The organism is Duganella sp. HH101, assembly GCF_001758795.1.
In the GTDB taxonomy this organism is placed as follows: domain Bacteria; phylum Pseudomonadota; class Gammaproteobacteria; order Burkholderiales; family Burkholderiaceae_D; genus Rugamonas; species Rugamonas rivuli.
In genome coordinates this window covers 11,956-23,679 of sequence record NZ_LRON01000025.1, presented here as the reverse complement: position 1 = coordinate 23,679, position 11,724 = coordinate 11,956, and the positions used below count along the sequence as shown (strand labels likewise).

Here is an 11,724-nt window from a genome sequence, read left to right as displayed (position 1 = left end):
CGCGAATGCTGCGTTAGCTGGCGAACGGCTAGGTACGGAAATAGGCCAGCGCCCCGAACAGGATGGCGATCTGCGAGATATTGAGCGCCAGCGTCCAGCCCATCAGGTCGTTCTTGTACTTGAGCATAGCGTTGTCGAGGCGGTTCCCCTGATCTTTGATCGCGCCTTCGAGCCGCTGTACTTCGCGATCGATTTTCGCGTCCAGCAATAGAACGCGCTTTTCCGACTCGGCTGCCACGTCCATGATCATTTGCCTTAGCTGGGCGCCCTGGGCTTCCAGCATTTTCTGCAGCTGAGCGGCTTGGACCTCCAGCATTGTCTGCATGTGGACGCCCTGCGCATCCAACCGTCCACCCTGCGCAAGCATCGCCTCGCGCAAGTCGTACATATCGGCCTTGGTCGCGCATTGCGTGCGCATGACGTCGCTGAGCGCCAGCGCGTGCGCCTCGGCCTGTTCGGCGGGAATGCCCGCCGCCTCCAGGCGCCTGGTATAACTGAGGGTGTCGAATGAGCCGTTCATCTTCATATTGTGCGCCTCTGGCCGAACCGCGCAAGCGCCGCACTTTGATCCGGCTCAACCTGGAGACACCTCGGTCGACAGGATCAGCGTTTCCTTGATCTCCTCCATGACGACATAGCTTTTCGACTGCGCCGCCCCCGGCAAGCTGAGCAGCATATCGCCGAGCAGCTTGCGGTACTCGGCCATCTCATGGATGCGCGCCTTGATCAGGTAGTCGAAATCGCCCGACACCAGATGGCATTCCTGCACCTCCGGAATCCGCAGCACCTCGCGCCGGAATTGCTCGAACACCGGGCCGGACTTCTGGTTCAGCGTGATCTCCACGAACACCAGCAGCTTGGCCCCCAGCGCCGGCGGATCGATGCGCGCGTGGTAGCCGGTGATCACCCCGTCGCGCTCCATGCGCTTGACCCGCTCAATGGCCGGCGTGATCGACAAGCCCACCTGCTCGCTCAAGTCCTTCATCGAGATCCGCCCGTCCTCCTGCAGGATGCGCAATATCTTTCTGTCCAGTTTGTCGAGGCTGCGGACCGATTCCTTTTGAATTCGCATGAAAATCCACTGAATTTATCAAGTTATACAGTAACAAATACTAGTGATACAAGCATACCATAGCGGAATATCTGGTATTCAATAATATTCGGGGAACTGTCATGCGCGTTGTAATCTTGGGTAGCGGTGTTATCGGCGTCACCAGCGCCTATTATCTGGCGCAGGCCGGCCACGACGTGACCGTGCTCGACCGCCAGCCCGGTCCCGCGCTGGAAACCAGCTTCGCCAACGCCGGCCAGATCTCCCCCGGCTACGCCTCCCCATGGGCCGCGCCCGGCATCCCGCTCAAAGCGATGAAATGGATGCTGCAACGCCACGCCCCGCTGTCGATCACCCCGGACGGCACCCTGTTCCAGCTGCAATGGATGTGGCAGATGCTGCAGAACTGCAATGCCGAACGCTACGCCGTCAACAAGGAGCGCATGGTGCGCCTGGCCGAGTACAGCCGCGACTGCTTCAAAGCCCTGCGCGCCGCCACCGGCATCGAATACGAAGGCCGCCAGCAAGGCACGACCCAGCTGTTCCGCACGCAGAAACAGCTGGACGACGCCGCCAAGGACATCCAGGTGCTGGAAGAAACCGGCGTGCCCTACGAACTGCTGAACCGCGAACAACTGGTCGCCGCCGAACCGGGCCTGGACCAGAACAAGCTGGTCGGCGGCCTGCGCCTGCCCAACGATGAAACCGGCGACTGCCAACTGTTCACCACCCGCCTGACCGCGATGGCCGAACAGCTGGGCGTGAAGTTCCGCTACGGCGTCGACATCACCGGCCTGGTCAAGGCCGGCGAGGAAATCAAAGGCGTGCAGTGCGGCGCCGAGCTGGTGACGGCCGACTCCTACGTGGTCGCGCTGGGCGCCTACTCGACCAGCCTGCTCAAGGACCTGGTCAAGATCCCGGTCTACCCGTTGAAGGGCTACTCGATCACCGTGCCTATCGTGAACGCCTCGGCAGCGCCGGTCTCGACCATTCTGGACGAAACCTACAAGATCGCCGTCACCCGCTTCGACGACCGCATCCGCGTCGGCGGCATGGCCGAGATCGCCGGCTTCGATACGCGCCTGAACCCGCGCCGCCGCGAAACGCTGGAGATGGTGGTCAACGACCTGTTCCCCGGCGCCGGCGACACCGCATCGGCCAGCTTCTGGACCGGCCTGCGTCCGATGACGCCGGACGGCACGCCGGTCGTCGGCCGCACCGGCCTGCGCAACCTGTTCATCAACACCGGCCACGGCACGCTGGGCTGGACCATGTCCTGCGGCTCGGCCCAGCTGTTGTCCGACCTGATCTCGGCCCGCCGCCCGGCCATCCTGTCCGACGACCTGTCCGTCAGCCGCTACAGCCGCGACAGCGGCGCGCGCCGTCCGCAGCTGGCCAACGCCTGATACCGTTTCACGCTTACCCCCGCGCGCGGCCCCTGATACGGCGCCGCGCGCGGCTCTCCTGCCCGCTGCATCATCGCCGCGCGGCCGCCTTTACCACCCCACACTGTCGCATCGCAGCCTCCTGCCACGCAAAAGAAGCCGTCCTCACGCCATGATGGCGTTGAGATTGGGGCTGCGCATGCGTATAATTTTGATCATGAATAAACTCGAAGCATTCGGCCATATCGCGGCGCTGGCCATCCGTGGTGAACTGGTCTTCCCAACCAGCGTCAATGCGGCACTCCGCGTACAACTCGCACTCGACGATCCGGAGTGCCCGGTGGACAAGGCCATCAGCCTGGTGCTGGCGGAACCGCTGCTTGCAGCGCGCACCGTCGCCATCGCCAATTCGGCGATGTTCAACCGCTCCGGCGCACCGGTCATCACCAACGTGCGCGGCGCCATCATGCGCATCGGCTACCAGAACCTGTTCGCGCTGGCCGCCGCCATGGTGGTGCGCCAGTTCGGCAGCAAGATCGTCGACCCCATGCTGCGCGCCAAGGCGGAAAAGCTGTGGGACCACACCATCGCCGTGGCGGCGCTGTCGCGCATCATCGCGCGCCAGGTCACGGGCGTGAACCCGGACACCGCGCTGTTCGCCGCCATCGTGCACGAAGTGGGCGGCTTCTACCTGCTCTCGCGCGCCGACGAATTCCCCGGCCTGCTGGAAGAAGATCCCGAGAACTGGCACTCGGCCAGCGAGGAAATCATTACCCGCGAAGTGATGCGCAAGCTGTGCATCCCCGAGCCGGTGGCCGAAGCCATCGAAGGCCTGCGCGACAGCTTCATGTCCATCCCGCCGGACACCCTGCTCGACACGCTGCTGCTGGCCAACCACCTGACGCCGGTGAAGTCTCCGCTGCAGGAAGCGCAGCGCGACCTGCCGCCGCATTCCGATTCGGCCATCGACCTGTTCATCGACGAACAGAAGCTCGAATCCATGCTGGCCGAAGCGAAGATCGACGCCATCGAGATGAACGCCGCGCTGCTGGTCTGAGCGCCGAGGATATCTCACCCCACCCGGGCGTAATTTGCTATCCTGATGGCCGCCACCATCATGGAGATCTTGAATGCAGAATGCGCCACTGTCCTACGGTTCCGATTCATCGGGTCTGGTCTGCGGCTACCTGTTCGGCCGCGCGCCGGACAGCAAGGGCCTGCCGCTGGACGCCGACGCCGCGCGCGAGTGGCTGGCTGCGCGCGCGCAGCATCCGCAGGAGTTCATCTGGCTGCACTACAACCTGGCCAACACCGCCAGCGAAAAGTGGCTGCACGAGCACACCGCGCTGCCGGAAGAATTCTATGAAAGCCTGCACGAAGGCCCGCGCTCGACCCGCATCGAGATGGCCGACAACACGCTGATCGCCGTGGTCAACGACGTGCTGCACGATTTTTCCTTCGAACCGTCCGACATCTCCACGCTGTGGCTCAGCGTCGACAAGCAGATCGTCATCAGCGCGCGGCGCAAGCCGTTGAAGGCGGTCGACGGCCTGCGCAACGCGGTGCGCAACGGCGAACCGATACGCTCGTCGGTCGAACTGCTGATCCACCTGCTGCGCGACCAGGCGGACGCGCTGATCAAGATCGTCCGCAACGCCATCAGCACCGTCGACGAGATCGAGGACAATCTGCTGGCAGGCAAGCTGAAGACCAAGCGCGCCAGCCTGGGCGCGCTGCGGCGCGTGCTGGTGCGCTTGCAGCGGCTGCTGGCGCCCGAGCCGGCGGCGCTGTTCCGATTGCTGCAACGGCCGCCTGCCTGGGTGGCCGAGATCGACGCCCAGGAGCTGCGCGAATCGACCGAGGAATTCTCGATGGTGCTGGCGGACATGGCTTCGCTGCAGGAGCGCATCAAGCTGATACAGGAAGAGATCGCGGCGCTGGTCAACGAAGGCAATAACCACAGCCTGTTCGTGCTGACCATCGTGACGGTGCTGGCCCTGCCGATCAACATCATCGCCGGCCTGCTGGGCATGAACGTCGGCGGCGTGCCGCTGGCGCAGGATCCGGAAGGCTTCTGGGTGGTGGTGGCCATCGTCGCCAGCTTCACGCTGATCGCCGGCTGGCTGGCCTTCCGCCGCCAGCGCGACGTTTCATAGGAGCGGGGTGGCCCAGCGACGCGCGCTACTGCACATGAGGAGAATGAATGAACGGACCATCACCCAACAACCCGCATCCGATGGCAGGCTTCCCGCAAGTCTGCTACATCAAGAACACGGTCAAGAATCCGAACATCGTCATCGGCGACTACAGCTATTATGACGATCCGGAGGATTCGGAGAACTTCGAGCGCAACGTGCTGTACCACTTCCCCTTCATCGGCGACAAGCTGGTGATCGGCAAATTCTGCGCGCTGGCGCGCGGCGTCAAGTTCATCATGAACGGCGCCAACCACAAGCTGTCCGGCATCTCGACCTACCCGTTCCAGATCTTCGGCAACGGCTGGGAGCAAGTCATGCCGGCGCCGGGCGAGCTGCCGTACAAGGGCGACACCGTGATCGGCAACGATGTCTGGATAGGCTACGACGTGCTGGTCATGCCGGGCGTGAAAATCGGCGACGGCGCCATCGTCTCATCGCGTTCGGTGGTGACAAGCGATGTCGCGCCCTACACCGTCGTCGGCGGCAACCCGGCCAGGCAGATCAAGGAGCGCTTTGCGCCGGAGGTGGCAGCGCGCTTGCAGGCGATCGCCTGGTGGGACTGGCCGGTCGAGCACATCACGGCCAACCTGCCCTTCATCGTGGCCGGCGATATCGATCTGCTGGAGCGACTGCGGCCGCATTCCTGAGGTTCCACACGCGGCGGCCGCCGTAGGCCGCGAACAGCACGCCCATCGCCAGCGCGACCAGGTTGTCGCGGCGATAGCTGCCCTGCACGACGGCCAGGCTGGAGACTTCCTTGCCGCCGACGCTCACGCCATACACCGCATAAAACCGCCCCGGCAAAAAACTGGGGCTGCTGACCTGCTCCGGATGGTAGCGCACCTTGATCGGATAAGCCTCGGCATCCTGGATCGCCAGCCGCAGGCGCTGGTCCGCATCGCCCTTGACGAACACGACGAACTGGCGCTCCTCGCCGCCGAGCGTGAAATACAAGCCGCCCTGCGCAGCCCGCGACCACGTCACCCGGCCGCCGGCAGTCTTAAGCTGGTCTGCGCGCGGGAAGTGGCGCTCCAGCGCCACGAACAGCAGCATCAAGCCGATGCCGAGCAGCAGAAAAAAATACGCGCCGCGCTGGCTGACAAACCAATTCTTCATGTGTTTCAGTGTAAGAGTGATGCCGCATCATAGCGCATCAAGGTATAGTGAAGACCCTAAAAACAGAGGATATCCACAACGTGCGCAACCAACTCAGGGAAAAAATCATCCGGGTCTGCAACGACAAGATCGCGCAAAAGGGCGAAACCGTCGGCCTGTCGTTCTACGCCTTCTTCGCCAACCGGAACGACGACCCAGAGCTGCTGATGGAAGCGGCCGAATGGTGGATACGCACGCATAAACTCGACCACTTCGAGAAGGCCGTCAAGATCCGCACCATGATCGAGCAGCAGCAATGAGCGCCATGCAGATCGATCACCTGTTCGTCCGCACCCGCGTAGGCGCACCGGAAGCCGCGCAGCTGCGTGCCCTCGGCCTGGCCGAAGGTTCCGGCAACCGCCACCCAGGCCAGGGTACGGAGAACCGCCGCTTCTTCTTCCGCAACGCCTTCCTCGAACTGCTGTGGATCGCCGACGAGGAAGAAGTGCGCAGTGCTCAAACCGGCCCCACACTGCTGGCCGAACGCCTGGCGGACGGCAGCCCGGCCTGCCCGTTCGGCGTGTGCTTCCGACCCAGCGGCAACGACAACGACAGCGCCCCCTTTCCGAGCTGGCAGTACGCGCCATCCTATCTGCCACCCGGCATGCGGATCGACATCGGCGCGGACGTTCCGGCATCGGAGCCGATGTGGTTCCACCTGCCCAAGGGCGTGGCCCCGGCCAGCTACGCCGAAGCGCGCCGCCAGCCCTTGCAGCATCCGGCCGGCGTCACCGCCATCACCTCGGTGACACTGACCCTGCCGCCGCAAACGCTGTCCGCACCGGCGCAAGCGGCTTGCCGCGACACCGGGCTGACGCTACGCGAAGGCGACGCCTACCTGATGGAGATCTGCTTCGACCACAGCGCGCAAGGCACAACCCACGACTGCCGCCCCGACCTGCCGCTACTCCTGCATTTCTGAATAAGTAAACATTTTTGTTTACTTATGTGCCGTATGCGCCTACAGTAGCGCTACTGCCTCAATGGAACAAAGACGATGAAAACACCCCTGCTGATCGGCGCCGCCTGCCTGCTGGCGCTGCTCTCGACGATAGGCGCGTCCCTGCCCTACCCCATCCTGCCGCCGCTGTTCGCCGCAGGCGTCAGCAATGGCCTGAACCAATTCCTCGGCCTGCCGCCCAAGCTGCTATTCGGCCTGGCGCTGACCATCAACCCGCTCGGCCTGCTGATCGGCTCCGCGCTGCTCGGCCCCATGTCCGACCGCTACGGCCGCCGCCCGGTGCTGCTGATCACCGCAGTCGGCGCCGCCATCGGCCATGCCGCGACGGCCTGCGCGCTGCTGCTGGAATCCTACCCGCTGTTCATCGTCGCCCGCTTCATCACCGGCCTGCTGGAAGGTAACGGCTCGGTGGCGCGCGCCATGCTGGCCGACCGCCTCGACGGCGACCTGCGCCGCAAAGCGCTGTCCTGGCTGAACGGCGCCTTCTACATGGGCTGGCTGGCCGGACCTCTGCTGGCCGGCATGACGCTGGTGTGGGGCATCACCGTGCCGTTCTGGATCGCCGTGGCCGCGCTGCTGCTGGTGGCCGTGCTGGTGGCCGCGGTGCTGCCTGTCGAAGCGCCATCCCTGGCGACCACCTCGTGGTGGCAAGTGGCCCGCGACCGCCATTCATTGAACCTGCTGCGCGAACCGGACCTGCGCAACCTGTTCATCGTCACGCTGGCCTACACCTGCGGCGTGACGGCATTCTACGAGTTCTATCCACTGTGGCTGGTCGAAGTGCCCGGCTTCGGCGCACGCGGCATTGCCTGGACCACCGCCGCCATGTGCGCGGTGATGACCACCACCACCATGTTCGCCGGCCGCCCCTTCAAGGGAGAGCCGCTGCTGCGGGCCCGCCGCTTCGCGCTGATCACCGCCTCGCTGATTGGGCTACTGGCGGCCAGCAATGCGTGGATCGGCATCGCCGCCATCGTCCTGTATGGCATACCGCATTCGATCTACAACGCCATCGTGCCCAACTGGTGTGCCGAGCGTTTCGGCGCGCACGGACAAGGCGCCGTCATGGGCCTGATCTCCACCACCTTCTGCCTGGCCAATATCATCATGGCCCTGGTCGGCGCGGTGCTCACCTTGATCGACACGCGTTTGATCCTGGTGCTGGGCGCGATGCTGACGGCGTGGTCGGCGTGGCGCATGCAGACCTGGCACGCCAGCATGGCCCGCGACGACCGCGACAAACTGGAAGGCGCGCTGCAATGAACACCGCCGAACAAACGCTGTTCCTGTTGAAGACGCGCGGCCCGCAAACTGCGCAGCAGCTGGCCGACCTGCTGGACCTGACCTCGATGGGCGCGCGCAGGCAGCTCGAATCGTGGCAGGAAAAAGGCTTGGTGACTTATGAAGAAGTGGCCGACAAGCCGGGCCGCCCGTCGCGGCGCTGGTTGCTGACCGATGCCGGCCACGCGCGCTTCCCGGACCGCCATGCCGACCTGACGCTGCAACTGATCGACCAGGTGCGCGGCCTGTTCGGCGACGCCGGCCTCGATAAGCTGATCGGCGCGCGCGAAGCGGCCAGCGAGCAGCAGTACCGCCAGCACCTGCAAGCGTCGGATACGCTGCCGCAACGCGTGACGGCGTTGGTGCAGGCGCGCACCACGGAAGGCTATATGGCCGAAGTGGAAACCCAGGACGACGGCAGCATGCTGCTGATCGAGAACCACTGCCCGATCTGCGCCGCCGCCCGCCAGTGCCAGAAATTCTGCCGCTCGGAGCTCGACGTGTTCCAGCGTGTGCTGGGTCCCGGGTGTTCGGTGGGTCGCGTCGAGCATATGCTCAACGGCGCCCGCCGCTGCGTCTACGTGATCAAGCCGCTCTAGCGTCGAGCAGCGCGGCCAGCGAGGACCGCGGCGGCAACGCCTGGTTGAGCAGCAGCTGCCGCAGCTGCTCCGGCGGCAGCGGACGGCTGAACAGATAGCCCTGCATCTCGTCGCAACCGTTCTGGCGCAGGAAGGCGCGCTGCTGCTCGGTCTCCACGCCCTCGGCGATCACGCGCAGGCGCAGACGGTGCGCCAGGTCGATGATGGAACTGGCGATGGCCTCGTCGCCGTCGCTGCTGCCCAGATCGCGGACGAAGGACTTGTCGATCTTCAGGGTGCTGATCGGGAAGGACTTCAACGCCGACAGGCTCGAATAGCCGGTGCCGAAATCGTCGATCGACAGCGACACCCCCATCGCCCGCACTTCCGCCATCTTGGCCACGGCCTGCTGCAGGTCGCGCATGATGACGCCTTCCGTCACCTCCAGCTCCAGCCATTCCGGCGCCAGGCCGCTGTCGGCCAGCGCCTGCGCTACGCGCTCCACCAACCGCTGTTCCTCGAACTGGCGCGGCGACACGTTGACCGAGACCAGCATCGGCGCCAGGCCCGCATCCTGCCAGGCCTTGTTCTGGCGGCAGGCGGTGCGCAGCACCCACTCGCCCAGCGCCACGATCATGCCGCTCTCCTCGGCCAGCGGGATGAAGCGGTCCGGCCCGATGCAGCCTTGCTCCGGATGCTCCCAGCGCACCAGCGCCTCGACGCCGAAGACGCGGCCGGTGCGCAGGTCCACCTTGGGCTGATACTCCAGCCGGAACTGGCCTTCGTCCAGCGCGCTGCGCAGGCCTTCCAGCATGACCAGCTTGTCTTCGATGCAGACGTTCATCTCGCGGGTGTAGAACTGGCAGTTGTTCTTGCCCATGTCCTTGGCACGGTACATGGCGGCGTCCGCGTGCATCAGCAGCGTCTCGGCGTCGGCGCCATCGTTCGGATAGACCGCCACGCCGATGCTGCAGCTGACTTGCACATCCTGCCCGCTCAGCGTGATCGGCGCCAGCACCGCCTCGCGCACGCGCTCCAGCACCGGCGCGGCCTCGGCGCCGTGGCGCGGCTCGTTCAGCACCAGCACGAATTCGTCGCCGCCGAAGCGGCCGACCATGTCGCCCGCGCGCAGGCAGCCGTTCATGCGTCCGGCCACCACCTTCAGCAGCTCGTCGCCGGCGTTGTGGCCCAGGCCATCGTTGACCAGCTTGAAACCATCGAGGTCGATAAACGCCACCAGCACCGTGCCGCCGTGGCGGCCCGCCTGGGCGATGGTCAGGTCGAGCCGGTCCGCGATCATGCCGCGGTTCGGCAGGCCGGTCAGCGTGTCGTGGTGCGCCAGGTGCTGCATGCGCTCCTCGGCCAGCTTGCGTTCGCTGATGTCGCGCACGATGGCGACGATGCCGCCTTCCACCGGCACCACCTGCTGATGCAGCCAGCGCGCCCGCAGTTGCGGAATATTGCTCTCCCATTCCTGTTCATGCACGCCGCCGACCCGCGTCACATGCACCAGATGCTCGAACATGCCGTTGTCGCGCGCCTGCGGCATCATGCCGCACAGCGTCATCAGGCGCAGTTGCTCTTTGCTGTAGCCGGTCATTTTCTCCGCGCGCGAGTTAGCGTCGACGAAGACGAAGTCGATGATCTCGCCGCCGGTGTTGCGCACTTCGCGCATGACGAAGAAGGCGTCCAGGCTGGCCGCCGAAGCGGCCGCATAGGTTTCCTGTGCGCGCCGCACGCGGGCGCGGTTGCGCGCCCCCTGCCATGACCACAGCCACAGCAAGGCCGTGCTGATCACCAGCACCGTGCTGGCCACCGAGGCTTCGGCGATCTTCTCGCGGCGCTGGCGCTCGAAGCCTGCCATCTGCTCTTTTTCCGCCAGGCCGACCACCACGTTCAGTGCAATGCCGTGCAGCTCGCGCATGCCGCGGTAGCGCCGCACACCGTCCATGACCGTGATCTCCCCGGCCAGTTGTTCCATGCGCTGGCCGAAGGTCAGCTTGTCGCCGATGCGCAGCGAGCGCACCACGCCGTCGCTGCCCACCAGGCCCAGCATGCCGCGCTCGCCGAGACGGCTGCGCTCATAGCTGCTGGTGAAATAGGCTGGATCGGTTTCGACAATGACGATGCCGGCGAAATTGCCCGCCTCGTCGTCCAGCCGGCGCGTAAAGTGCAAATGCCATTCGGTGTTGGCGGCGTCGCGCGTGGCTTGGCTGACAAAGGTGGCGCCGCTGTCGCGCTCCTGGTGGAACTTGAAATAGCTTTGATCGGCTACCGAAATCGGCAGCGCCTTGGGGTTGCTGGCGACGGTGACGCCGTTGCGGTCGACGATGCTGACCACGAACACCACGCCCGGCGGCAGCAGGCCCTCGCGACCCAGCTCCGGCAGCGCGCCCAGCGCGCCCTTGCGTTCGACCGCATATTTCAGCACGCGCAGCGTCTGGTCGATGCCATCCAGGCTGCGCGCGACCTGCGCCTCGTAGGTGCCCATCATTTCGCGCAGCGTATCGCTGGCGGCCTCGCGCGCGTGCACCCGCTCGGCGTCGATCTCGTGGAACGTCACCACCCAGATCGCCACCAGCAGCAGCAAGGCGAACAGCGGCAGCGAGATGTGGGTATCGAGCCCGCGCCTCAGCCAGCGCTGCAACCAGCCTTTGCGCAGCGTGTCGCCGCCCAGGATCTTCATCGCACCACCAGCACGGTCTTGACGCTGGCGTCCAGCGCCGAGCGGTCGATGTAGCCGATCATCGACGGATTGTCAGCCACCATCTTGCGCACGGCGGCGCTGCTGGACAGCTCGCGCGGCGGCTGGCCGCGGCCGGTGAACACCATCTTGGTCCAGTAAGCCTTCATCAGCGCCGGCGACTTGGCCGCCACCTTGCTGTAGAACTCATCGCGCAGCAGATTGCCGACCGGCTGGTCCAGCGCCATCGCTTCTTCGCCGCCGGGGAAGCGGCCGGTCTGCGCCAGGAAGATGTCGGCCACCTGGTCGGCGCGCAGCGCCGTCACCGGATTCCTGGCCGAGACGATGACCACCAGTTCGGCCGCGCCGGCATGGGCGCAGGCCAGCGCCAGCAGCACTTGCAGTATCAATCGGAGGGTACGCATGGCTTCC

At 65.3% G+C, this 11,724-nt stretch carries 13 protein-coding genes; 8 read left to right on the top strand and 5 right to left on the bottom strand.

Annotated features, from left to right (window positions below; translation table 11 throughout):
• Positions 1-28: 28 nt before the first annotated feature.
• Together DUGA2_RS27600 and DUGA2_RS27595 are read right to left on the bottom strand one after the other, a co-directional pair.
• Complete coding sequence (locus DUGA2_RS27600) at positions 29-526, bottom strand: hypothetical protein (RefSeq protein WP_070272597.1); 498 nt, start codon at positions 524-526, stop codon at positions 29-31.
• A gap of 48 nt (positions 527-574) precedes the next feature.
• Positions 575-1,072, bottom strand: a complete 498-nt coding sequence (locus DUGA2_RS27595; RefSeq protein ID WP_008447634.1) for an Lrp/AsnC ligand binding domain-containing protein — start codon at positions 1,070-1,072, stop codon at positions 575-577.
• A gap of 101 nt (positions 1,073-1,173) precedes the next feature.
• On the opposite strand from DUGA2_RS27595, the gene DUGA2_RS27590 reads away from it, so the two are divergent.
• The 4 genes from DUGA2_RS27590 (at position 1,174) to DUGA2_RS27575 (ending at position 5,281) form a co-directional block, all read left to right on the top strand.
• Entirely contained in the window at positions 1,174-2,457 is a 1,284-nt protein-coding gene (locus DUGA2_RS27590) for a D-amino acid dehydrogenase (protein WP_070272596.1), read from the top strand.
• Between the two features lie 196 nt (positions 2,458-2,653).
• The gene (locus tag DUGA2_RS27585) at positions 2,654-3,493 is read left to right on the top strand and encodes an HDOD domain-containing protein (RefSeq protein WP_070272655.1); all 840 of its coding nucleotides are present in this window, start codon (positions 2,654-2,656) and stop codon (positions 3,491-3,493) included.
• A 73-nt stretch (positions 3,494-3,566) separates the two neighbouring features.
• Positions 3,567-4,592: a transporter gene (locus DUGA2_RS27580; protein ID WP_070272595.1), complete on the top strand. Its 1,026-nt coding sequence runs from the start codon at positions 3,567-3,569 to the stop codon at positions 4,590-4,592.
• A gap of 47 nt (positions 4,593-4,639) precedes the next feature.
• Positions 4,640-5,281, top strand: a complete 642-nt coding sequence (locus DUGA2_RS27575; RefSeq protein WP_071658986.1) for a Vat family streptogramin A O-acetyltransferase — start codon at positions 4,640-4,642, stop codon at positions 5,279-5,281.
• Here DUGA2_RS27575 and DUGA2_RS27570 read toward each other — a convergent pair.
• Positions 5,229-5,750, bottom strand: a complete 522-nt coding sequence (locus DUGA2_RS27570) for a hypothetical protein (RefSeq protein WP_070272594.1) — start codon at positions 5,748-5,750, stop codon at positions 5,229-5,231. The two genes, DUGA2_RS27575 and DUGA2_RS27570, sit on opposite strands and share 53 nt — an antisense overlap.
• A gap of 80 nt (positions 5,751-5,830) precedes the next feature.
• Here DUGA2_RS27570 and DUGA2_RS27565 point away from each other — a divergent pair, with 80 nt between their 5' ends.
• The 4 genes from DUGA2_RS27565 to DUGA2_RS27550 all read left to right on the top strand — a co-directional run bounded on the left by DUGA2_RS27565 (position 5,831) and on the right by DUGA2_RS27550 (position 8,630).
• On the top strand, positions 5,831-6,049 hold the full coding sequence (locus DUGA2_RS27565) for a DUF6500 family protein (RefSeq protein WP_070272593.1): 219 nt from the start codon (positions 5,831-5,833) through the stop codon (positions 6,047-6,049).
• Positions 6,046-6,711 (top strand): VOC family protein, encoded by a 666-nt coding sequence (locus DUGA2_RS27560; protein WP_229214785.1) that lies wholly within the window; start codon positions 6,046-6,048, stop codon positions 6,709-6,711. The genes DUGA2_RS27565 and DUGA2_RS27560 overlap by 4 nt, the downstream gene beginning before the upstream one ends.
• 75 nt (positions 6,712-6,786) lie before the next feature.
• Positions 6,787-8,013, top strand: a complete 1,227-nt coding sequence (locus DUGA2_RS27555) for an MFS transporter (protein WP_070272592.1) — start codon at positions 6,787-6,789, stop codon at positions 8,011-8,013.
• The gene (locus tag DUGA2_RS27550; RefSeq protein WP_070272591.1) at positions 8,010-8,630 is read left to right on the top strand and encodes a metalloregulator ArsR/SmtB family transcription factor; all 621 of its coding nucleotides are present in this window, start codon (positions 8,010-8,012) and stop codon (positions 8,628-8,630) included. Before DUGA2_RS27555 ends, DUGA2_RS27550 begins: the two co-directional genes overlap by 4 nt.
• Here the strand turns inward: DUGA2_RS27550 and DUGA2_RS27545 are convergent.
• Together DUGA2_RS27545 and DUGA2_RS27540 are read right to left on the bottom strand one after the other, a co-directional pair.
• Positions 8,617-11,295 (bottom strand): EAL domain-containing protein, encoded by a 2,679-nt coding sequence (locus DUGA2_RS27545; protein WP_070272590.1) that lies wholly within the window; start codon positions 11,293-11,295, stop codon positions 8,617-8,619. The genes DUGA2_RS27550 and DUGA2_RS27545 overlap by 14 nt on opposite strands.
• The gene (locus tag DUGA2_RS27540) at positions 11,292-11,717 is read right to left on the bottom strand and encodes a phosphate ABC transporter substrate-binding protein (RefSeq protein ID WP_070272589.1); all 426 of its coding nucleotides are present in this window, start codon (positions 11,715-11,717) and stop codon (positions 11,292-11,294) included. The genes DUGA2_RS27545 and DUGA2_RS27540 overlap by 4 nt, the downstream gene beginning before the upstream one ends.
• Positions 11,718-11,724 lie beyond the last annotated feature (7 nt).